Genomic DNA, 21212 nt, shown 5'->3' on the forward strand with positions numbered 1-21212 from the left:
GTTCAGGAGGAGGGACCGGCGACGACGGGCGAGGTGCCGGTGAGCACCTGCACGGGCAGCTCCGTCTCGACGATCTTCCCGTCGACCGCCTCCACCCGCAGGGCCAGCGGTTTCTCGACCGGGCTCACGGCGGTCACGAACTCGGAGTTCTCGAAGTGCAGCGACTGGAGGTTGCCCACGGCGTAGCCGGTGGACAGCTCGCCGCTGAGCAGGGCGGCGTGGAACAGCGGCCGACGCTGGTCCTCGGCGTCGTAGTGCGGGCAGAAGCTGCCGTGCAGGAACCCGAGGCCCTCGGGCAGCACCTGGAGGGTGGGGCCGTAGCTGTCGGTCGTGCCGCCCTCGAACCAGCAGATGCCGCCGGCGCTGCCGCCCGTGAACACCACGTTCGAGTTCGGGTCCTCCCACATCTCGCGCATGATCTCGTCGAGCCCCTGCCGCTTCCACACGTCGAGCATGTTGGCGGTGTTGCCGCCGCCCACGTGGATCACGTCGAAGCCCTTCACGAACCCGGCGAGGTCGTCCACCGCGCGGTGGAACAGCGGCAGGTGGTGCGGTGCGCACCGATCGGAGTCGTAGGTGGAGTAGAAGCTGACGATGTAGGCGGTGTCGTCGCCCGTGGCGGTGCCGACGAAGAGCACGCGCGGTCTCTCCTTGCCGGTGAGCTTCAGGATGTAGTCGTGCGTCGGATCGTTCCGGCGCTCCATCATGGCCTTTCCGGCTCCGGTTGCGACAACGTGCGACATCGGTGACCCCCCGGTTCGACGACTGCTTTCTGGCGTCAACATACTGGTGTGCGACCGCGCGCGTCCAGCACCTCTCACCCGCTCGGCGTGAGGAGCGGCGCCGCCGCCGCACGCCATAGTGGAGGGGACGGATCGAGCAGCGGCGGAAGGGGCGGCATGACCGGATCGCGCGAGTTCGCGGTGTGCGCCATGGCGGAGCACCCCGCGGTGTGGACGCTGTCGTGGCACCCCGAGGCCGGGCGGTGGGACGCGCACCCGTCCGCGGTCGCGCTCGACCGGGCGTTCGCGCTGGCCGCCCACCCGTCCGGATCGCTCTATGTGGCCTCGCTCACCCCGCACGGCGCGGTGCACCGGCTGACGCGCGACCCCGGCGAGCCGCGGGAGTGGCGTCGCGCGGAGTCGCTGGCGCTGCCGGGCGTCGCGCTGCCGTGCCGCGTGCGCCTCGATCTGCGTGGCGGGCGGCTGCTGATCCCGGGCTATGGCAACGGTGCTCTCGCCGTGGTGCCGCTTCACCCCGACGGTCGCTTCGCCGCCCCCGTGCGCACGGCTGCGTTCACGGGCGGCGGCCCCGACCCCGAGCGGCAGGACGGGCCGCACGCGCACGACGCCCTCGCGCTCGCCGCGGGCCTCGGCGTGGTCGACCTCGGCGCCGACGTGCTGCGCCTCCTCGACGACACCTCGCTCGCGGAGCGGACGAGGCTGGCGTTCCCCGGCGGCACCGGTCCGCGGCACGCCGTCGACCTCGGCGGCGGGCGGCTCGCGGTGTCGGGCGAGCTCGCGTCCACGCTCGTGCTCGCCTCGCTCGAGCAGGGCCGGGTGCTCGACGTGCTGCCCGCGACCACGCACGGCCCCCGCGGGTCGAACGCTCCCAGTGCCGTGGTGCACGATGCCGCCCGCGATCTGGTGCATCTCGCGAACCGGGGTGCCGACACCGTGCTGACCGCCCGCGTGAAGGGCGACCGCCTGGTGCGCGTGGCCGAGACGCCCAGCGGCGGCGTGAGCCCGGAGCACCTCGTGCGCGCGGGCGATCACCTGCTCGCGGTGCACTCCGGCGACGGCGCGGTCGTGGCGCTGCCGCTCGACGACGGGGTGCCGACCGGTCGCGTGGCCGCGCGCACGCGCGTCCCCGGGGCGATGTGGATCGAGGAGCTGCCGCCGCTGCTCAGCCGTTGAGCCGCGCGGCGCCCACCTGCGCCTCCAGCAGCGGCAGCGTGCGGCTGCCCGCGGGGGTCAGGCCCAGGGTGCGGGCGAGCTCGAGCGCGAGCGCCGCGTGACCGGCGGCGTTCGGGTGGAACGGGTCGCCCATCAGCCCCCACGGCACGCCGCCGTTGCCCAGCTCGGCGTAGCGGGCGTGCTGGTCGACCAGGAGCACGTCCTCCTCCGCGGCGACGGCGCGCACGGCCTCCGCGAACTCGCCGATGCGCGACCGCTCCGGGGCGTTGAGCCCGTCGACCGACGGCGGCGTCTGCAGCACCACGACCGCACCGAGACCCCGGGCCCTCCGTACGAACTCCCGCAGCGACTCCGCGTACTCCGCGGCCGTGAGCACGGGGCGCTCGCCGCCCGTCGACACGTCGTTCGTGCCGATCATGAGCGTGACCACGTCGGGGTTCCAGGAGGCGACGCGGCGGTCCCAGTCGTCGAGGATGTCGACCACGCGGTTGCCGCTGATCGCCGAGTTGATGACGATGTCGCGCACGCGGGCGAGCTCGCCGCGGAGCAGCTCGTGCAGGTGCTCGGGGTAGCTGCGGCCGCCCTGCGTGTGCACCAGCCCGTGGGTGATCGAGTCGCCCGTGATCAGCCAGTTCAGCGGCGCCGGATCGGCCAGGGCGGCGGTGAGGCGCTGGAGGTCGGCGGCGGCGGAAGCGGGGGAGGGGGATTCGGCGTTCGGCACGGCTCCGAGCCTATCGGCCGACCACGGCGGTCCCGGATGCGGGAGACTGGACGGATGACCACGTCTGCGCTCGACCGTCTTCTCGCCCGCATCGCCGACTCCGGTCTGCTCGACGAACCGGTGGCCGAGAACGGCCTGGTGTACGGTCGCGCCGGGATCGACGCCGCGGGCGCCACGGTCTCGGTGAACGTCGATCCCGAGCTCGACGAGCACGACGAGGTCGACGAGGACGAACTGCTGGCCACGCTCGAGCGCGTGCTCTCGGTGAACGAGTCGCGGTGGCGGGCGATCGTCGACGAGGTCGCGTCCGACATCGACGACGCGGTCGACGACGAGCCGGTGATCGAGCAGATCGATCTGCGCGACGACCTGGAGGCCACCTCGGTCGTGGTGTTCGCCGATGCCGTGCTGCTCGCGTTCGTCGCCCCGAAGCAGTTCCCCGAGTCGCGCATCCTGGTGCAGCTCGATGAGGAGCTGGAGGTCGACGGTGTCGAGGTGCGCGAGCTCGACGGCTCCGAGACGGTGGAGTTCGACACCCTCGACGAGCTGCTCGACGAGATCAGCCGCGCCGACGAGGACTGAGGCTCAGCCGCGGTCTTTGAAGTACGCGAAGAAGTCTCGCTCACGTATGCGGGTGACGGCGAGTGACGCACCTCCGCCAGGGGCGGTCAGAGCCACTTCTTGTACTTGAACACCCCGTACAGGCCCACCGCGAACGCGGCCATCGCGCCGATCGCCATCGGATACCCGAATGCCCAGTGCAGCTCCGGCATCACGTCGAAGTTCATGCCGTACACCGTGCCGACGAGCGTGGGGGCGAAGATGATCGCCGCCCACGAGGAGATCTTCTTGATCTCGTCGTTCTGCGCCAGGCCCGCCTCGGTCTGCCGCCGCGCGACCAGGGCCGAGTGCACCGTGAGGGCGTTCTCCAGGATCGCCCGGAACGAGTCCACCCGCTCGTTCACGCGGATCGTGTGGTCGAGCACGTCGCGCAGCGACCGCTGCAGCTCCTCGTCGATGCGGTACTTCTCCGACCCCCGCCGCAGCCACTCCAGCATCCCGCTCAGCGGGTGCACCGCGCGCTGGAAGTTGATCACCTCGCGCGACAGCTCGTAGATGCGCCGCGACAGGGCGCTGTCGTCCGCACCGTCGCCGAACAGCTGGTCCTCGATCTCGTCGATGTCGTTGAGCAGACCGGCCACGATCGGCTCGTAGCCGTCCACCACCTCGTCGAGGATCGCATACAGCACCGCTTCGGGGCCCATCGCCAGCAGCTCGGGGTTCGCCTCCATGCGCGAGCGCACCGCCGCGAGGTTGGGCGACTCGGCGTGACGGATCGTCACCACGAAGTCGGGACCGACGAACAGGTGCAGCTCGCCGAACTCGATCGACTCCTCCTTGTCGCGGTAGCGGGCGGGACGCAGCACCGCGAACAGGGTGTCGCCGTAGCGCTCCACCTTCGAGCGCTGGTGACCGGACAGCGCATCCTCCACGGCGAGGGGATGCAGGTCGAACTCGCGCGCGACCGACTCGACCTCCGCCGGGCTGGGGCGGTACAGGCCGATCCACGCGATGCCGCCCGCCGCATCGAGCATGCGGTAGGTCTCGTCCAGGTTCCTCGGGGTCTCCACGCGACGTCCGTGGACGTACACGCCGTTGTCGATGAGCGCCATGATGCGGCTCCGTTCTCGCGGGCGCACGGCAGCGGCAGCTCCGTGCGCGGATTCGTCAGGGGGCGGGAGACGCCGCCGACGGCTGCGGAACAGGACGTGCGGACGCGGACCGGTGGGTCAACGCGTGAGCGCAGGGAGTCGCGACGCAGCGAAGGCGGCGTCGTTACTATCGTCGGACATCGCCATCACCGCCTTTCGCGCACTCGGGGGTCGCACGACCCGACGAGCCAGCATACTCCCCTCGCCTGGACGGGTCCTCCGTCTCGCTCCGCTCGCTCAGGAACCGGGGTGGTGCCTGAGCGAGCACCGGCGAGACGACGGGTCTCAGGGGACGATCGCGTCGATGTAGCCGCCGTCGACCCGCACCGCCGCGCCCGTCGTGGCCGAGGCGAGCGGCGACGCGAGGTACGCGACCATGTTCGCGATCTCCTCCGGTTCGATCAGCCGCTGCAGCAGCGACTGCGGGCGGTGCAGGCGCATGAACTCGCGCTGCGCCTCGTCCCACGGCAGCTCCTGGTCCACGAGGGAGTACACGAAGTCCTCCACGCCGCCCGTGTGCGTCGGGCCGGCGAGCACCGAGTTCACGGTCACGCCGGTGCCGGCCGCCTCCTTCGCGAATCCGCGCGACACCGCCAGCAGCGCGGTCTTCGACATGCCGTAGTGAATCATCTCCGCCGGGATCACGACCGCGGAGTCGCTCGCGATGTCGAGCACGCGACCCCAGCCGCGCGCCATCATGCCCGGCAGCGTGGCGCGGATGAGCCGCACGGCGGCCAGCACGTTCACGTCGAAGTACCGGCGCCACTCGTCGTCGGAGATGTCGAGCGCGGGGGTCGCGCCGAAGATGCCGAGGTTGTTCACCAGCACGTCCACGTCTCCCGTGGCGGCGAGCACGGTCGCGGCGCCGTCCTCCGTGGTGACGTCGCCCGCGGCGGGAACGAGCGAGCGCTCGGGATTCTCCTCCCGCAGCTCGGCGATCACCGCCGCGACCGTGTCCGCGTTGCGGCCGTTCACCGCCACGCGGGCTCCCGCGTCGGCGAGGGTCGTGGCGATCGCGCGGCCGATGCCCTGCGTGGAGCCGGTGACGAGGGCGGTCTTTCCGGTGAGATCGATGCGCATGGGGTTCTCCTCCGTGTCGGGTGCTGTCTGCTGCAACAGTCCCACGCCCCGATCCATGCCCGCGTCAGGAGAGGTGCACGACCTCGCCGTCGCGTGCGGCCGACGCCTGCGCGGCCTTCACGATCTCGACCGTGCGGATGCCCACTCCGGCGTCGGGCTGCGGCTGGCGTCCCTCGCGGACGGCCCGCACGAACTCCTCCAGCAGCAGGGCGTCGAGGTCGGCGCCCACCGGGGTCCAGGTCTCGCCGTGTGCGTCGTGCCCGGCGACACCCTTCGCGAACGGGCTCACGGTGACCGTGCCGCGCTCGGCGACCACCTGCAGCGTGAGGCCGCCCCACGTGGCAGAGCTCAGCGGCCAGCTCCAGGAGCAGTCGATCGTTGCCACCACGCCACTGGGGTACTGCACAGTGACCAGGCCGCCGGTCTCGACCGCGAGGTCGCGCTGCGCGTGCAGCACCCGGTTCGACACCGCGCGCACCGACGCGGCCCGCTCGCCCAGCAGCTCGTCGAGCAGGTCGGCGCAGTGCACCACGTGATCGACCAGGGCGCCGCCGCCGGCCAGTTCCGGATCGGTGAACCACGCCCTGTCCTGCGGCAGCTTGCCGTTGTTGATGCCGGTGACGCCCAGGATGCGCCCGAGCCGTCCGCTGCGGAGCTCGGCGATCGCGTCGCGCACCGCGGGCGCGAACCGCACCGGATACGCGACCATCAGGATCACGCCGGCCGCGGCGCACGCGTCGCGCATGGCGACCGCATCCTCGGTCGTAGTGGCCAGGGGCTTCTCGCACAGCACGTGCACGCCCTCCGCGGCCGCGCGCTCGACGAGGGCGCGGTGGCGGGAGTTCTCCGCCGCGATCACGACCGCGTCCGGCCGCCACGCGAACGCCTCGTCGTAGCTGTCGACGTAGGCGACGCCGAGCTCGGCGGCCAGCGCGGCACCGCGGGGGGCGTCGTCCGGGGCGGCGGCGCCGTCGGGGTCGGCGGTGAGGAGCTCGACGCCCGGCAGGTCACGCAGCGCGTGCACGTAGCTGAGGGCGTGCGTGTGCGCGAACGACAGCACCGCGATGCGCAGCGGGGCGGGAGCGGTCATCGGGCGACCTCCTCGGTCGGGGCGGTGGCCGCGTGGGCGGCGCCGGGGGTCTCGGCGAGCGACACGGCGGCGCCGCGCGCGATGGAGGCGTAGGCGGCTTCGGCCACGGCGACCGCGGCAATCCCGTCGGCCGGGGTCACGCGGGCGTCGCGACCCTCGCGGATGGCCGACACGAAGTCGGCGATCTCGGCGTAGTACGGGCTCTCCTCGGGCGACATCGGCGGCAGGTAGTCGGCGTCGCCCTCCGGCACGACGGCGTCGGTGCGCAGCGTGGCGTCCTCGGCGCTGTCGTAGCGCAGGCGGCCCTCCGAGCCCGCGACCTCGACGCTCGTGCGGAACGGCATGCCCGGCTGCACCCAGCTCGCGTGCAGGTGGCTGAGCACGCCGTTGCGGTGGGTGAGCACGACGTGCGCGGTGACCGGTGCGGGCACGCGGTCGTCCACGGTCGGCGGGTTCTGCACCGCGTAGACGCTGTCGACCGGTCCGGCGAACCAGAGCGCCTGGTCGATGTCGTGGATCATGAGGTCGCGGATCACGCCCCCGCCCGCCCGCTCGGAGAAGAACCACCCGGTCTGCGGTGCGGAGCCCGCGCGGCTGAACCGTTGCACGGCGAGCGTGCCGATGCGTCCCGCGTCGATGCCGGCCTTGATCTGCGCGTACTCGCCCATGTAGCGCACGACGTGTGCGGGGAACAGGCGGACACCCGCCCGGGCGGCGGCCGCGGTCACGTCGGCGGCGGCCTCCGCGGTGGCGGCGAGCGGCTTCTCGCAGATCACGTCGCGGCCGCGGGCGATGGCGCGCAGCGCGAAGTCGGCGTGCGTGCTGCTGGGGGTGACGATGTCGACCAGGTCCACCCGCTCGATCAGGGCGTCCACCCCGTCGACCACCTCGAAGCCGTACTCCGCGGCGATCTCCTCGGCCCCGTCGAGCGAGGTCACGTAGCCCCGCACGCCCAGTGCGCGCCAGGCGTCGGCGTGCACGCGGGAGATGCCGCCCGCGCCGATGAGTCCGACTGTCAACGTGCTCACTGCTTCTCCTCGGTGTCGTCGCCGGTGGCGGGCTCGTGCGGCAGGGGGGTGATGGGTGGGGCAGGCATGTCGTCGATGCCGGAGATCTCGGCGGGGTGGCGCTGGAATGCGTGCACGACCGCTCCGTGCGCGGCGGCCTCGGCGCCGAGGCGGGCCTCGGCGACGGGCACCTGGAAGGGGAGCCCGAGGTGTCCGGGCAGGGCGGCCCGCAGGGGGTCGAGCAGCTGCTCGTGCGCGGCCGACAGTCCACCGCCGATCACGACCATGGCCGGGTCGACCGTCATGATCAGGGTCGCGATGCCGTGTGCCAGCTCGTCGATGAAGGCGTCCAACTCGTCCTGTGCGGCCCGGTCGCCCTCCCGGGCGAGCGCGAACACCTCGGCCGCGGTGGGGGCCGTGCGCCAGGGGATCTGCCCGGTCTCGCTGTTGAGGCCGCGGAAGGCCAGGCGGCCGATGTCGCCCGCAGCGTTGTGGATGCCGCGGCGGGGCCGGCCGCCGAGGATGAGGCCCATCGCGATGCGGTTGCCGACCGACAGGTAGATCACGTCGTCGACGAGCTGCGCGACCCCGAGGTGGTGTTCCGCGACCGCGGCGAGGCGCACGCCGTTGTCCACTGCGACCGGGCAGCCGAACGCCTGCCGCAGCTGCGCCCCGATGTCGATCCCCGACCACTCCGGGATCACGACAGAGGTGGTCACGCGCCCGGCGTCGTCGACGAGGCCGGGCAGGGAGACGCCGACGGCGCGCACCTGCGAGGCGGCGATGCCCGCGGCGGCGAGCGTGCCGCGGGCGTGGGAGAGGACGGCGGCGAGCTTGGCGGCACCGTCGGGCTGCGCGGAGACGCCGGGGAAGGTGCGCTGGGCGATCACGACCCCGGCGAGGTCGGACAGCACGACCCGCACGCTCGCGACCCCGATGTCGATGCCGACCACGGTCCCGGCGGCGGCGTGGAACGCGTAGCGGCGGGCGGGCCGTCCGGCGCCTCCGGCGTTCTGTGCGGGGGCGTCGACCAGCAGCCCGGAGTCGCTCAACACGGTCACCGCGTTCTCGACCGAGGTGCGCGAGACCTCCAGCGAGCGCGAGAGATCGCTCACGGTGGCGGGGCCGGTGTCGCGCAGCTGGAGGGCGCAGCGCGCCACGATCGACAGCGGACTCGTCACGCCCATGTGCGGTGCCTCCTTCGTCCCCGTCGTTGGTGCGATCAAATTAGCACACCCGGTTCTCACATCGTGTTTTGGCGTTGATGATCGAGAAACACGCTGGAAACATGCGTCTGCGAACTTGTACTTGACGAATTATCCCAGCCCAATGTCATAATGAACCGTACTCAGCACGGTTTACGCAAAGGAGCACCATGCGCGTCAGCAAGATCACCGGCGTCGTCGCGGGAGTCGCGGCCGCCACCCTGTTGGCCGGATGTTCGGCCGGCGGAGGCACCACCGCAGAGGGCGAGCAGGACATCACGGTCTGGCTCTACCCGGTCATCGCCGACGAGGCGGTGCACAAGGACTTCTGGGACTCGACCATCGAGGCGTTCGAGGAGGAGAACGAGAACGTCAACGTGACGTACGAGATCTTCCCGTGGGCGAACCGCGACGAAGCCCTCCAGACCGCGATCGCCGCGGGCAAGGGCCCCGACGTCGTCTACCTCATCCCCGATCAGCTCGCGGCGTACCAGAAGTCGATCGCCCCGCTGAACGACCTGCTGAGCGAGGAGCGCCAGGGCGACCTGCTGCCCAACGTGAAGGAGTCGGTCACGATCGGCGGCGACATCCTCGGCGCCCCCATCCTCACCAGCGCGCAGCCCCTCATCTGCAACGCGGCCGCGTTCGAGGCCGCGGGCGTGACCGAATACCCGGAGACGTGGGACGACGTCGCCGAGATGGCCCCCGCGTTCGTCGAGAAGGGTATGTACGCCCTCAACTACCCCGCCTCCGCCGAGAACACCCTCAACCTCACCTACTACCCGCTGCTGTGGCAGGCGGGCGGCGAGGTCTACACCGAGGACGGCGAGGTCGGCTTCGACAGCAAGGCCGGCGAGAAGGCGCTCACGTTCCTGACCGACCTGGCCGAGGAGGGCGCGCTCGACCCCGAGGCGCTCACCACCAACGTGCCGCTCGAGCAGACCGCGATCGCCCAGGGCAAGGTCGCCTGCACCTGGAACAACGCCGTCACCGAGGTGGCGCCGTTCTGGGGCGAGGAGAACGTGAAGGTGCTCGCACCGCTCACCGACAAGGAGTCCGTCGCCTACGGCACGGTCGGCTCGCTCTCGGTGCTCAAGGGTTCGAAGGCCAAGGACGCCGCCGCGGCGTTCGCCGAGTACGCCACCGGCGCCGACGTGGTCGAGCCGTACCTGAAGGCCGCCGGCTTCTTCTCCGCGCTCAGCACCACCGAGCCGCTGTACGCCGACGACCCGCTGCTCGGCGAGGTCGAGAAGTACGTGCCCGACACCACCGTGGGCCAGCTCGACGCCAGCTCGCGTGCCCTGATGGGCGTGCTGTCGCCCGAGATCCAGGCCGCCCTGCTCGGCCAGAAGTCGCCCGCCGACGCCCTGAAGGACGCCGCGGCCGCCGCAGCCCCGCTGCTGCAGAAGTGAGGCGACGGGGGCGTGCGGTCACCCGCCGCACGCCCCCTCCTCCCCGCCCCCGACGTGAGGAAACGACAATGACGACGGCCACCACGGCACCCACACCCGCAGGGCGCGTCGCCCGGGTGCTCGCCCGGCGGGAAGCGCGCATCGCGTTCCTGTTCGTGCTGCCCGCCTTCCTGCTGTTCATCGCCTTCCGCTTCGGCCCCAGCATCGCGGGCGTGGCGCTGAGCTTCTTCGACTACGACATCTCCGGCGAGATCGCGTGGCGCGGTCTCGACCACTTCCAGCGGCTGATCGCCGACCCGCTGTTCTGGCGGGCACTGGGCACCACCGTCATCTACACCGTGCTGGCCGTGCCGATCGCGCTCGTGCTGTCGACCGTGATGGCCCTCGGCGTGCGGCGGGCGTTCCGCGGCGCGCGGTTCTTCCGCTCCATCTTCTTCCTGCCCGTGATCACCTCGCTGGTGCTCGCCGGCTCGATCTTCGTGTGGATCTTCTCCGCCAACGGCCCGTGGTCGGCGCTGATGACCCCGCTCGGCCTCGGCGGCTCGTGGCTCGGCAGCACCGTGCTGGTGATCCCCGCGATCGTCGTGGTGGGCGTGTGGTCGCGGTTCGGCTACGGGATGATGATCCTCATCGCCGCGCTGCAGGACGTGCCGCGCGAGCTCGAGGAGGCCGCGCTGGTGGACGGCGCGAACGCCTGGCAGCGGTTCCGGTGGATCATCCTCCCCCACCTGCGGCCCACGTTCTTCTTCCTCGCGGTGATCGAGACGACCGCCGCCTTCCAGGTGTTCGACGTGATCTACGTGATGACTCAGGGCGGACCCGCGAACGCCAGCTACTCGCTCGTCTACCTGCTGTACGACCAGGGCTTCCGCTACTTCGACTACGGCTACGCGGCCGCCGTCGGTGTGGCCCTGTTCATCATGACCCTCGTGGTCGCCCTCATCCAGCGCCTCGTGATCGGAAAGCAGAAATGACCGCCCTCCTGCAGCCGCCGACGCAGACCGCCCCGCCCGCCCCGGCGCCCGCGCCCCGCAAGCGCCGTTCGTTCCGCGCGCTGGAGCCCACCGGGTGGGGTGTGGTCGTGCGGTGGGTCTGGCTGAGCATCGCGGGCATTCTCAGCTTCTTCCCGTTCTACGCGATGGTCGTGCTGAGCCTGAAGCCCGGCATGGTCGTGGAGCTTCCCGGCTCGCTGCTGCCGTGGACCGACATCTCGTTCGACTCCTACGCGCAGGTGCTCGGCGGGCAGAACATCCTCGGCTGGCTGTTCAACACGCTCGTCTACTCGCTCGTGTCGGTCGTGGCCGTGCTGTTCCTGTCCGCCCTCGCCGGGTACGCGTTCGCCAAGAAGCGCTTCCGCGGCAAGGAGGTCATGTTCTGGTCGTTCCTGGCGATGGTGATGGTGCCGTTCCACGTCACCCTGATTCCCACGTTCATCCTGATGGCGAACCTCGGCGGCATCGACACCTACTGGGGCCTCATCCTGCCGACGCTCGCGAACGCGCAGGCCGTGTTCCTGATGCGGCAGTTCATCCAGGGCCTGCCGGACGAGCTGTTCGAGGCGGCCCGCATCGACGGTGCCGGCGAGTTCCGCATCTTCCTGCGGATCGTGCTGCCGCTGTGCAAGCCGATCCTCGCGACCCTCGGCATCTTCGTGTTCCTGTGGCACTGGAACGACTTCCTGTGGCCGCTCATCATCGCCAAGTCCAACTCGATGTTCACGCTCACCGTGGGCATCTCCTCGCTGCAGCAGCAGAACGTGCCGCTCAGCACCATGCTCGCCGGCTCCGTGGTGGCGCTGCTGCCCATCTTCCTCGCGTACCTCATCGCCCAGCGGTACGTGCAGGAGGGCGTGACCGGCACCGGGATCAAGGGCTGAGAAGAAGGGAAGAGCACCACATGACTCAGCACAGCTTCGCCTCCGAGGCCGAGCTCGAAGAGACCCTGGCCACCCCGAGCGACGCGCTCGTGGCCGACCTGGCGCGCGGATCGGGCGACCTCGTGATCCTCGGCGCCGGGGGCAAGATGGGCCCGACGCTCGCGATGCTCGCGCGCCGCGGGATGGACGCCGCCGGCCGGAAGGACGACGCCGTGTACGCGGTGTCGCGCTTCGGCGACGCGGCGATCCGGGAACGGCTGGAGGCCGCCGGAGTGACCGTCGTGCCGTTCGACCTGATCGAGAACGACGACTTCTCCACGCTGCCCGACGCCCCCAACGTGGTGTTCATGGTCGGCGCGAAGTTCGGTGCCGCGACCAACGCCTCGTGGGCGTGGGAGGTCAACGCCGCGCTGCCCGACCGCGTGGCCCGCCGCTACCGCGACAGCGCGATCGCCGTGCTCTCCACCGGCAACGTGTACCCGTTCGTGCCCGCCTCGTCGGGCGGCGCATCGGAGGACGTGACCCCGGCGCCGATCGGCGAGTACGCCCAGTCGTGCCTCGGGCGCGAGCGCGTGTTCGAGTTCGGGGCGCAGGAGCGCGGCACGCGGGTCGCAATCATCCGCCTCAACTACGCGGTCGACCTGCGCTACGGCGTGCTGGCCGACATCGGCACGGCCGTGCACGCGGGCGAGCCCGTGTCCGTCGCGACCGCCAACGTCAACGTCATCTGGCAGGGCTACGCGAACGAGGTCGTGCTGCGCAGCCTCGGGCACGCGTCCACCGCGCCGTTCACGATCAACCTCACCGGACCGGAACTGCTGAGCGTGGAGTCGGTCGCCCGCGGCTTCGGCGCCCTGTTCGACCGCGAGGTCACGATCGTCGAGGAACCGCAGCCGACCGCGCTGCTCAGCGACGCCCGCCGGTGCATGGCCCTGTTCGGCTACCCGTCCGTGTCGGCCGAGGAGCTGATCCGGATGCAGGCCGCGTGGATCGACGCCGGACTGCCCATGATCGCCAAGCCCACCAAGTGGGCCGTGCGGGACGGGAAGTTCTGATGCCGTCGTCCGCCGACACCGCGACCGTCCCCGCACTGCGCCCCGAGGCTGCGGCCACGCTCGCCCGCGGTGCCGTGATCCCCGCGCACCCGCTCGCGCTGACCGCCGACCGCACGCTCGACGAGCGCCGGCAGCGGGCCCTCACGCGCTACTACCTCGACGCGGGCGCCGGTGGCATCGCGGTCGGGGTGCACACGACCCAGTTCGAGATCCGCGACCCGGAGCACGCCCTGTTCGAGCCCGTGCTCGCGCTCGCCGCGGAGGAGCTGGACGCCCGCGCGGGTGCCGATGTCGTGCGCATCGCCGGTGTGGCGGGCGGCACGGCGCAGGCGGTGGCGGAGGCCGAGCTCGCGCGCGGGCTCGGCTACGACGCCGTGCTGGTGAGTCCCCGCGTCGCGGGCGCCGACGAGCGTGCCCTGCTCGAACGCGCCCGCGCCGTCGGCGAGGTGCTGCCCGTTGTGGGCTTCTACCTGCAGTCCGCGATCGGCGGACCCGTGCTGGGGCGCGACTTCTGGCGCGAGTTCGCGTCGATCCCGTCGGTGGTGGCGGTGAAGGCCGCCCCGTTCGACCGCTACCGCACGCTGGAGCTGGTGCGCGGGGTGGCGGCGTCCGGCCGCGCCGACGACATCGCCCTGTACACGGGCAACGACGACGCGATCGTCGCCGACCTGCTGTCGGAGTTCCACGTCGACTCCCCGTCTGGCCCGCGCACGCTGCGGTTCGTCGGCGGGCTGCTCGGTCAGTGGGCGGTGGGAACGCGGGCGGCGGTGGCGCTGCTGGAGCGCGCAAGGCAGGCGATGGACGGCGACGCCGAGGCGTACCGCGAGCTCGGACTGCTCGCCTCCGACATGGTCGATGTGAACCAGGCGGTGTTCGACCCCGGCAACGACTTCCACGGCGTGATCGCGGGCGTGCACGAGCTGCTCCGCCAGCAGGGTCTGCTGGAGGGCACGTGGTGCCTGGACCCGACCGAGGGGCTCTCGCCGGGGCAGGCGGAGGAGATCGCCAGGGTGCGCCGCGCGTACCCCGCCCTCAACGACGACGCGTTCATCGCCGCGCACCTCGAGGACTGGCTGCGATGAGCGCCGCGGGGCCCGCGGTCGTGGTCGCGGCGGTGCCGGAGGCGCTGTCGGCGGAGTTCTTCTCCGCCGCCGACCTTGACCGCGTGCACCGGGCCGCGGCCGCCGCCGGCGGGAGGTTCGTGCGGGCGGAGTCGCTCGACGACCTCGACCCCGCGGAGCTGCGCGAGGCCAGGGTCGTGATCACGAGCTGGGGTGCCCCGCCGTTCGACCCCGCCCTGCTCGCCCGGCTCCCGGCGCTGGAGCTCGTGGCGCACACGGGGGCGTCGGTCAAGGCGTTCGTGACGGACGACCTGTTCGACCGCGGGGTGGCGGTGACCCAGGCGGGCGACGCGATGGCCCGCCCGGTCGCGGAGGTGTCGCTGGCGTTCACGCTCGCGCTGCTGCACCGGCTGCCCGAGCTGTCCCACGGGCTGCGCGCCGGCGGGTGGTACGACGCCGACGCCGTGGGCACGCAGCACGAGATCCTCGGGGCGCCGATCGCGGTGATCGGGGCGTCGCGCACGGGTCGCGCGTACCTGCCGCTGATCGCGGCGCTGGGCGCGGAGCCGCTGCTGGTGGACCCGACGCTCGACCCGGCGGAGGCCGCTGCGCTCGGCGCGGAGCTGCTGCCGCTCGACGAGGCCCTGCGCCGCGCCCGCATCGTGGCGGTGCACGCGCCGACCCTGCCCGAGACGCATCACCTGATCGGCCGCAGGGAGCTGGCGCTCCTGCCCGACGGCGCGGGGCTGGTCAACACGGCGCGCTCGTGGCTGGTCGACGAGGCGGCCCTGATCGACGAGGTCCGTGCGGGGCGCCTGAGCGCCGCGGTGGACGTGTTCGACGAGGAGCCGTTCGACGCCGGCCACCCGTTCCGCACGCTGCCCGGTGTGCTCGCGACGCCGCACCGCGCCGCGGGTACGCACGAGGGGCGACGGCGCCAGGGGCGGATCGTGGCGGACGAGGTCGAGGCGTTCCTCGGCGGTCGGCCGCTCGCGCACACGATCGATCGCGCACGGCTGGCGTCGATGGCATGACCGCGGCGTCCGCGGCCGGAGCGACCCGGTCCACGCGGACGCGGGGAAGCGCCCGGGTGGGAGCCCGGGGTGCTGGGGTCGGGGGACTCGAGGGAGGACGCGGATCGGCCGCACGGCCGGACGCCTGACCGCGGCGACGTCGCCGCAAGGAGGTTGAGCATGACCCAGCAGGAGATGACGGACACCGCCGCGCTGCGCAGCAGGCGCATGCTGCTCGCGGGGTTCGGCGCCGCGGCGCTCGGCGGTGTCGCGGCGGCTGCCGCCCCGAGTTCCGCGCAGGCCGCGGGGCCCGTGACGCAGCAGGACTCGTCCGGCACGAAGACCGTGGCGAACGGCGGCACGGCCGCGACGCTCGCGGCGCGCAAGGGCAAGGACGGCGACCTGGTGCGCACGAGCGGCTACGCGGCCCCGGGCGACGGTGGTGGCGGGCTCTACCGCTTCGTGAAGAAGGACGGCCCGGCGGCCAACGGCGGCACCGTGCTGGCCGGGCCTAAGGGCGGCGTGTGGGTGCGGGTGCACGAGGGCGTGGTGGACTTCCGCGCGTTCGGCATCTTCGACGCCACGGTGCCCGCCGACGATGCGCTCGACGCGATGGTGGGCGACCCGGCGATCCACCGTGTCGAGGCGCACAGCGACCTGAACTTCGTGCGCAGGCACCGCTTCTCCCGGTCGAACATCGCGTTCGACTTCGGCAACCACCTGATGACCACGCAGGGCATCGAGAACGCCGGGAAGGACGACCCGTTCGCGGCGGTCATGTTCTTCCGCGGCGAGGTGACCGAGGCGGTGCAGGAGGCGAAGCTCGGCGAGAACGTGCCGGATCTCGCCGACGTCTTCCCGGTGGCCGATTCCTCGTTCTTCGCGGTGGGCGAGTGGTATGCGGCCGAGGTGAACGCCCTGTCGGGCCGGTGGGAGCGCGAGCTGCAGCGGCTGGTGCAGGTGACCCAGATCGTCGACGGCACGCACATCCGCGTGAACTACAAGAACGGCTGGCCGCTCGGCAAGGACCGCACCATGACGTGGCGGCACGTGAAGCCGGTGCAGGACGTGCGGGTGTCGAACCTGAAGTTCCTCGGCGGCGGGACCGACGAGTACACCGGGTCGCACCCGCTCGCGTTCGAGTACGCGGTGCGCTGCGATGTGGATCACATCGACGGCACGGCGACGTTCTGGCCGCTGATCCAGCGCCGGTGGAACACGTACTTCTCCACCGAGAGCTGCACGCTGAAGAACCCGACCTCGGTCACGTGGGGCGGCGCGGGCTACCTCACGCAGCAGATCTACTGCCTGTACGGCTACGTCGCCAACTGCCACACGGCGAACGCGCGGCACCTCAACGACTTCACCGCCAGCGCCTACTGCCTGGTGGAGAACTGCCACGGCGACGGCGACGACCAGGGGCCGTTCGTGACGCACGGCCAGTACGAGCACGACCTCACCTACACCGGGAACTCGGGGCTGATGACGTTCGCGAACTCGGGTGCCGCGTGGGGTTCCGCCGCGAAGCGCATCACGGTGCGCAAGCACGTGTGCTCGTGGTTCGTGGCGCGCGTGCGCATCACCGACCTGACGCTGGAGGACGTGCAGGTGATCGGGAAGCCGTCGCTGTCGGGCTCCGGCATGCTGTGGATCAATGCGGACGGCGCGCAGCTGCGCGGCTGCACGGCGTCGGACACCCTGATCATCACGCAGGCGTCGGACAACTCGGCCAGGCCGACCGTGATCGCCGACTCGCACTTCACGTTCGTGGCGCCGGGCGACCTCACGAACGCGACCGTGACGACCCCGGTGACGTTCGTCGACACCGTGCTCACCAACGTCGGCGGCGTGAAGATCGGTGGCGCCGGCGCGGTCACGTTCCGTGGTTCGACGCTCACCGCGGCGGAGGACTCGGCTCCGCTCGCCTCGTCGTCCGAGCGGCTCCGCTTCGAGGGCGCGACCCTGCGCAACGTGCGCGTCGCGGCGGCGAGCGGCGAGCGGCAGGCGATCGAGTTCGCCGGTGCGGACGTCTCCGCGAAGGGCGGCACGGGGATCGCGCGCACGGGGAAGGGCGAGCTGCACGTGACCCTGAGCGACAGCACCTTCCGCGGCGACACGACGCACGTCTCCGTCACCTCGGGCGCGACGCACTACCGCGCGGTGGGCAACCGCTTCGAGGGCGGCACGCTCGAGCTCGGGGCCGACGCGTTCGGTGGCGAGTCGACGCTGCTGCACACCGGGAACGTGGAGGCGGGCGTGACGCGGGCGGCGTTCCCCGAGGCGGGCGACCGCGTCGTCGACACGGCCAACGTGCGGGTGTGACCTCGGGACGCGGGAGGGCGGGCGGCCGTCCTCCCGCGTCCCGGTCCCGCCTAGCGCTCCGGCATATGGGTAGTACGTAACATTTCGTCGCTTAGGGTGGACACCGCTATCTGTTCGCAGGATGCCACGAGGGGGAGCTCGGCCCGCATCCGAACCAGAAGAACCCGGTGACGTCCCGAGAGATCCGGGCGGTCTTCCTGACCCTTCGAAAAGATGAAATCACTACGCAATTCGATCCACCCTGTCCGCCATACCCTGTTCGCCTCTCTCGCCGCCGTCGCGGTGCTCGGCTCCGCCGCCATCGCGGCACCCACCCCGGCGTCGGCCTCCGACTCCGCCTCGAACGCGATCGCCTCGGTGATCGAGCGGGGCTCCGAGTGGTCGTACTACCGCTCCACCACCGCTCCGCCCGCCGACTGGCAGACCGACTCGTCGTCGTGGTCGACGGGGAAGGCCCCGTTCGGTGCAGGCACCCGCGTGGGCCGGGTCACCACCAAGATCCCGTCGTCGACCGATCGACCGCTCTCGACCTTCTTCACGAAGAGCTTCACGCTCACGTCCGACCTCCCCGAGTGGTCCTGGCTCAACACCTGGGCCGACGACGGCATCGTCGTGTGGGTCAACGGCACCGAGGTCGGGCGCAAGAACGCGCCGAAGGGGGACATCACCGCGAAGAGCTACGCGACCGCAGCCCCCTCGTCGAGGTCGGCCCGCTCCAACCCGGTGTCGTTCTCCATCCCGGTGAGCCTGCTCCACGAGGGCGAGAACACCATCGCCGTGCAGGTGCTCGCCAACTACCGCGCGACGCCCAACGTGAGTTTCGACGCGCACCTGGTCCGGGAGGACACGGCGTCGGGTCAGGCCCCCGCACCGGCGCCCGCCCCTGCGCCGACTCCTGCACCCGCTCCCGCCCCCTCGCCGGCTCCTGCCCCGGAGTCCGGGGAGGACGACCCGGCCGAGCCCGCTGAGCCCGCCGAGCCCGTCGAGCCCGCTCCCGCTCCGGCTCCCGCGACCGACCAGAGCGGTTCGGCGACCAGCGACCCGGACGCCTGCGGCGCTCAGGCCATGCTCGCCCCGGCGTGCGGCGCCCTGTGGGGCGTGTACGCCACCACCGGCGGGTCGTCCCTGGTGACCTCGGTCACCGATCTGGAGGCCAAGGTCGGTCGCAAGTTCGACATGACCATGCGGTACCACGACTTCTCGAACCACGTGCACCAGGGGCAGTTCCCCGACGCGGAGGAGCAGGAGCTCGGCAAGGACCGCACGCTGCTGTTCTCGTGGCAGGCCCGCGTCTCCGACACCGACACCATGATCGCGTGGTCGCGCATCACGCGGGGCGACATGGACACCTTCATCGACGCGGCCGCCGATCGCATCAAGGCGTACGGCAAGCAGGTCATGATCGCGTTCGACCCGGAGTTCGACAACGGGCCCAACGAGCAGAAGGGCACGATGGCCGACTACGCCAGCGCGTACCGTCACATCCACGACCGCTTCGCGGCCAAGGGCGTCACCAACGTCGCGTGGGCGTGGGTGTCGACCGGCTACCTCGGCGACGGCAACGACGACCGCATCATGCAGGGCTACCCCGGCGATTCCTACGTGGACTGGGTGGGCTATGACCCGTACAACTTCTACACGTGCAACGGCACCGGGTGGACGACGTTCGCCGACAAGATCGACCAGAAGTACCACTTCTTCACGGAGGGCAGCCTGGGCACGAAGCCGCAGATCCTGTCGGAGTACGGCACGTCGTACAACACGTCCGACCCGGGGCTCGCGCAGGACTGGCACCGCGAGATCCCCGACGCGCTGAAGGAGTACCCGAACCTGAAGGCGCTCGTGCGGTTCAACTCGCCGGGTGCGCTGGGCACGGGCGAGAAGTGCACGCTGCAGATCGAGAACGGCCCCGGCATGCTCGAGTCGTTCAAGGACGCGGGACTCGACCCGTTCGTGAACACGCGCGGGAACTGACCGGCGCGGGCGCGTCCCCGCCACAGCTGCGCCCCCTCGGGTGCCGGTGCCTCACACGCCGGTGCGCGAGGGGGCGCTCCTCGTGTGCGGGGTGCCGGGGGGCTGGGGCTCAGGCCGCGGGGAGTCCGACGAGCTCTGCGCTCCGCTGCCACAGCGCCTCGGCGAGCACGGGGTCATTCGCCTGTGGGTTCACGCGCGTGGTGAGGGCTCGCTCGTCGTAGTAGGCGCCGGAGATCCACGTGTCGCCCGGGGTTCCCTCGATGAACCACCGCAGCGTCGCGCCTCCGCGGTCGGTTCCGATCAGCAGCACGTGCCGCAGCGGTGAGCGGTACACGAGCCGCATGATGCTCGACGAGTCCGCCGCGAAGTTCGTCCGCACGGTACCGGGGTGGAACGCCACGGCGCTGAGCCCCTCCGCGTGGAACCTCTCGTGCAGGCTCTTCGTGAACAGGATGTTGGCGAGCTTCGCGTCGCCGTAGGCCTTGTTGGGGCTGAAGCGGCGGTGGTTGTCGAGGTCGTCGAGGTCGAGGTGCCCGAAGAGCCGGTGGCCCACGCTCGACGTGTTGATCACCGCACCGCGCGCCCGCAGCAGGTGCGGCAGCAGCAGGTTCGTGAGCAGGAACGGCGCCAGGTGGTTGACCTGGAGTGTTTTCTCGAAGCCGTCGACCGTGGGGGTGCGGTCGCCGAAGATGCCCCCGGCGTTGTTGGCGAGGACGTCGATGCCGGCGTCTCCCACGTTCGCGGTGAGGCGGCTCGCGAGGGTGCGCACGTCGTCGAGCCGCGCGAAGTCGGCCACGTGGTGCTCGGCGCCCGTCTCCTCCGCGACCGCCCGGGTCTTCTCGGGCGAGCGCCCCACGAGGATCAGCCGGTGACCGGTTTCGGCGAGCTGGCGTGCCGCAGCGGCGCCGATGCCGTCCGAGGCGCCGGTCAGGACGATCGTGCGCCGCTCCGTCACGGTCACTCGGCCTCGGCCTCGGCCTCGACCTCGGCCTGGACGGTCGGCGTGATGCGCTGCACCGCGCGCGTGACGTGCTCGGCGATCACGGCGCGGGCGCGGTCCGGGTCGCCGCTCGCCACGGCATCGATGATCTGCTGGTGGCTGCGCACGTGCTCCTCCTGCTCGGCGGGGTCGAGCGCGGCGTTCGCGGCCTGGATGAACCCGGCGATGCGTCCGCGCAGCTGCGCGCTGAGCTCGTCGAGGAACCGGTGCTCGGCCAGGTCGGCGAGCGTCTCGTGGAATAGCCGGTCCTGGCGGAGCACCTCGGCGATGTCGCCGGGGGCCGCATCGGACATCGCCTGGATGATTGCGCCCAGCCGCTCGGCCGACTCGTCGTTCCAGCGCTCCTGCACGCGGATGGCCATGAACTGCTCGAGCACGATGCGCAGGCTCGAGATCTCCTCCAGGTCCTGCGCGGTGAGCTGCGCCACGCGGGCGCCGCGGCGGGGCTCACGCGTGATCAGGCGCTCCTCGGCCAGGCGGGTCAGGGCCTCCCGCACCGGGATGTGGCTCACGCCCAGGCGCTCGGCGAGCTTGCGCTCCACCAGCCGTTCGCCCGGGGCGAGCTCACCCGAGTGAATGGCCGCCCGCAGTTCGTCGGCGACCTGTTCGGCGATGTTCTGGTCCGACACGCTGCGCATCCGGGGCCCTTCGTCGTCTCGCGCGGCCCGGTGCTCGTCGCGGAGGGCCTCTTCGCTTGCTCGATGCTATGGCATTCACGAAAGGACTGGACAGAACGACGCAGGTGCTAGATGCTATAGCAAAACCCAG

The 21212-nt window shown here is 71.6% G+C and carries 19 protein-coding genes; 10 read left to right on the plus strand and 9 right to left on the minus strand.

Going from position 1 to position 21212, the window contains the following annotated elements; translation table 11 throughout:
* Nucleotides 1–2: 2 nt before the first annotated feature.
* Nucleotides 3–743, minus strand: a complete 741-nt coding sequence (locus KE274_RS01080) for a peptidase E (protein WP_211540127.1) — start codon at nt 741–743, stop codon at nt 3–5.
* 156 nt (nt 744–899) lie between these two features.
* Between KE274_RS01080 and KE274_RS01085 the strand changes: the two genes are divergently transcribed.
* The gene (locus KE274_RS01085; RefSeq protein WP_211540129.1) at nt 900–1916 is read left to right on the plus strand and encodes a lactonase family protein; all 1017 of its coding nucleotides are present in this window, start codon (nt 900–902) and stop codon (nt 1914–1916) included.
* Here KE274_RS01085 and KE274_RS01090 read toward each other — a convergent pair.
* Nucleotides 1906–2637, minus strand: coding sequence for an SGNH/GDSL hydrolase family protein (locus KE274_RS01090; RefSeq protein ID WP_211540131.1), 732 nt, complete (start codon nt 2635–2637; stop codon nt 1906–1908). The two genes, KE274_RS01085 and KE274_RS01090, sit on opposite strands and share 11 nt — an antisense overlap.
* Nucleotides 2638–2691: 54 nt before the next feature.
* Between KE274_RS01090 and KE274_RS01095 the strand changes: the two genes are divergently transcribed.
* Nucleotides 2692–3219, plus strand: a complete 528-nt coding sequence (locus KE274_RS01095; RefSeq protein ID WP_211540133.1) for a cytochrome C5 — start codon at nt 2692–2694, stop codon at nt 3217–3219.
* Between the two features lie 86 nt (nt 3220–3305).
* Here the strand turns inward: KE274_RS01095 and KE274_RS01100 are convergent, their stop codons facing one another.
* The 5 genes from KE274_RS01100 to KE274_RS01120 form a co-directional block, all read right to left on the minus strand.
* Nucleotides 3306–4310, minus strand: a complete 1005-nt coding sequence (locus KE274_RS01100; RefSeq protein ID WP_136030501.1) for a magnesium and cobalt transport protein CorA — start codon at nt 4308–4310, stop codon at nt 3306–3308.
* A gap of 324 nt (nt 4311–4634) precedes the next feature.
* Nucleotides 4635–5429: an SDR family NAD(P)-dependent oxidoreductase gene (locus tag KE274_RS01105; RefSeq protein WP_211540135.1), complete on the minus strand. Its 795-nt coding sequence runs from the start codon at nt 5427–5429 to the stop codon at nt 4635–4637.
* Between the two features lie 64 nt (nt 5430–5493).
* Nucleotides 5494–6519, minus strand: coding sequence for a Gfo/Idh/MocA family protein (locus KE274_RS01110; protein ID WP_211540142.1), 1026 nt, complete (start codon nt 6517–6519; stop codon nt 5494–5496).
* Entirely contained in the window at nt 6516–7547 is a 1032-nt protein-coding gene (locus tag KE274_RS01115; RefSeq protein ID WP_211540144.1) for a Gfo/Idh/MocA family protein, read from the minus strand. The genes KE274_RS01110 and KE274_RS01115 overlap by 4 nt, the downstream gene beginning before the upstream one ends.
* A complete protein-coding gene (locus KE274_RS01120; RefSeq protein WP_211540152.1) occupies nt 7544–8713 on the minus strand; it encodes an ROK family protein in 1170 nt (389 codons plus the stop codon). The genes KE274_RS01115 and KE274_RS01120 overlap by 4 nt, the downstream gene beginning before the upstream one ends.
* Before the next feature lie 188 nt (nt 8714–8901).
* Here KE274_RS01120 and KE274_RS01125 point away from each other — a divergent pair, with 188 nt between their 5' ends.
* The 8 genes from KE274_RS01125 (at nt 8902) to KE274_RS01160 (ending at nt 19444) form a co-directional block, all read left to right on the plus strand.
* A complete protein-coding gene (locus KE274_RS01125; protein ID WP_211540154.1) occupies nt 8902–10143 on the plus strand; it encodes an ABC transporter substrate-binding protein in 1242 nt (413 codons plus the stop codon).
* 68 nt (nt 10144–10211) lie between these two features.
* Nucleotides 10212–11117 (plus strand): carbohydrate ABC transporter permease, encoded by a 906-nt coding sequence (locus KE274_RS01130; protein ID WP_211540156.1) that lies wholly within the window; start codon nt 10212–10214, stop codon nt 11115–11117.
* Nucleotides 11114–12019: a carbohydrate ABC transporter permease gene (locus KE274_RS01135; RefSeq protein ID WP_211540157.1), complete on the plus strand. Its 906-nt coding sequence runs from the start codon at nt 11114–11116 to the stop codon at nt 12017–12019. The genes KE274_RS01130 and KE274_RS01135 overlap by 4 nt, the downstream gene beginning before the upstream one ends.
* Nucleotides 12020–12039: 20 nt before the next feature.
* Nucleotides 12040–13074: an NAD-dependent epimerase/dehydratase family protein gene (locus tag KE274_RS01140; protein ID WP_211540159.1), complete on the plus strand. Its 1035-nt coding sequence runs from the start codon at nt 12040–12042 to the stop codon at nt 13072–13074.
* On the plus strand, nt 13074–14156 hold the full coding sequence (locus tag KE274_RS01145; RefSeq protein ID WP_249185804.1) for a dihydrodipicolinate synthase family protein: 1083 nt from the start codon (nt 13074–13076) through the stop codon (nt 14154–14156). The genes KE274_RS01140 and KE274_RS01145 overlap by 1 nt, the downstream gene beginning before the upstream one ends.
* Nucleotides 14153–15169, plus strand: coding sequence for a hydroxyacid dehydrogenase (locus tag KE274_RS01150; protein WP_211540161.1), 1017 nt, complete (start codon nt 14153–14155; stop codon nt 15167–15169). The genes KE274_RS01145 and KE274_RS01150 overlap by 4 nt, the downstream gene beginning before the upstream one ends.
* 159 nt (nt 15170–15328) lie before the next feature.
* Nucleotides 15329–17470 (plus strand): peptidase C14, encoded by a 2142-nt coding sequence (locus KE274_RS01155; RefSeq protein ID WP_211540168.1) that lies wholly within the window; start codon nt 15329–15331, stop codon nt 17468–17470.
* A gap of 213 nt (nt 17471–17683) precedes the next feature.
* The gene (locus KE274_RS01160) at nt 17684–19444 is read left to right on the plus strand and encodes a glycoside hydrolase family 26 protein (RefSeq protein WP_211540170.1); all 1761 of its coding nucleotides are present in this window, start codon (nt 17684–17686) and stop codon (nt 19442–19444) included.
* Nucleotides 19445–19553: 109 nt separating this feature from the next.
* Here KE274_RS01160 and KE274_RS01165 read toward each other — a convergent pair whose 3' ends face one another.
* Both KE274_RS01165 and KE274_RS01170 read right to left on the minus strand, forming a co-directional pair.
* Entirely contained in the window at nt 19554–20399 is an 846-nt protein-coding gene (locus KE274_RS01165) for an SDR family NAD(P)-dependent oxidoreductase (protein WP_211541661.1), read from the minus strand.
* A gap of 2 nt (nt 20400–20401) precedes the next feature.
* Nucleotides 20402–21082 carry a GntR family transcriptional regulator gene (locus tag KE274_RS01170; protein WP_211540173.1) on the minus strand — a complete coding sequence of 227 codons (681 nt, stop codon included), beginning with the start codon at nt 21080–21082 and terminating at the stop codon, nt 20402–20404.
* Nucleotides 21083–21212: the final 130 nt, after the last annotated feature.

This window comes from Microbacterium paraoxydans, assembly GCF_018224615.1.
GTDB lineage: Bacteria > Actinomycetota > Actinomycetes > Actinomycetales > Microbacteriaceae > Microbacterium > Microbacterium paraoxydans_B.

Excerpts from the sequence above, each read along its gene's own strand:
- KE274_RS01080 (WP_211540127.1), bottom strand. The coding sequence starts at position 743 with ATGTCGCACGTTGTCGCAACCGGAGCCGGAAAGGCCATGATGGAGCGC.
- KE274_RS01085 (WP_211540129.1), top strand. The coding sequence starts at position 900 with ATGACCGGATCGCGCGAGTTCGCGGTGTGCGCCATGGCGGAGCACCCC.
- KE274_RS01095 (WP_211540133.1), top strand. The coding sequence starts at position 2,692 with ATGACCACGTCTGCGCTCGACCGTCTTCTCGCCCGCATCGCCGACTCC.
- KE274_RS01100 (WP_136030501.1), bottom strand. The coding sequence starts at position 4,310 with ATGGCGCTCATCGACAACGGCGTGTACGTCCACGGACGTCGCGTGGAG.
- KE274_RS01105 (WP_211540135.1), bottom strand. The coding sequence starts at position 5,429 with ATGCGCATCGATCTCACCGGAAAGACCGCCCTCGTCACCGGCTCCACG.
- KE274_RS01110 (WP_211540142.1), bottom strand. The coding sequence starts at position 6,519 with ATGACCGCTCCCGCCCCGCTGCGCATCGCGGTGCTGTCGTTCGCGCAC.
- KE274_RS01120 (WP_211540152.1), bottom strand. The coding sequence starts at position 8,713 with ATGGGCGTGACGAGTCCGCTGTCGATCGTGGCGCGCTGCGCCCTCCAG.
- KE274_RS01125 (WP_211540154.1), top strand. The coding sequence starts at position 8,902 with ATGCGCGTCAGCAAGATCACCGGCGTCGTCGCGGGAGTCGCGGCCGCC.
- KE274_RS01130 (WP_211540156.1), top strand. The coding sequence starts at position 10,212 with ATGACGACGGCCACCACGGCACCCACACCCGCAGGGCGCGTCGCCCGG.
- KE274_RS01135 (WP_211540157.1), top strand. The coding sequence starts at position 11,114 with ATGACCGCCCTCCTGCAGCCGCCGACGCAGACCGCCCCGCCCGCCCCG.
- KE274_RS01140 (WP_211540159.1), top strand. The coding sequence starts at position 12,040 with ATGACTCAGCACAGCTTCGCCTCCGAGGCCGAGCTCGAAGAGACCCTG.
- KE274_RS01145 (WP_249185804.1), top strand. The coding sequence starts at position 13,074 with ATGCCGTCGTCCGCCGACACCGCGACCGTCCCCGCACTGCGCCCCGAG.
- KE274_RS01150 (WP_211540161.1), top strand. The coding sequence starts at position 14,153 with ATGAGCGCCGCGGGGCCCGCGGTCGTGGTCGCGGCGGTGCCGGAGGCG.
- KE274_RS01155 (WP_211540168.1), top strand. The coding sequence starts at position 15,329 with ATGACCCAGCAGGAGATGACGGACACCGCCGCGCTGCGCAGCAGGCGC.
- KE274_RS01160 (WP_211540170.1), top strand. The coding sequence starts at position 17,684 with ATGAAATCACTACGCAATTCGATCCACCCTGTCCGCCATACCCTGTTC.
- KE274_RS01170 (WP_211540173.1), bottom strand. The coding sequence starts at position 21,082 with ATGCGCAGCGTGTCGGACCAGAACATCGCCGAACAGGTCGCCGACGAA.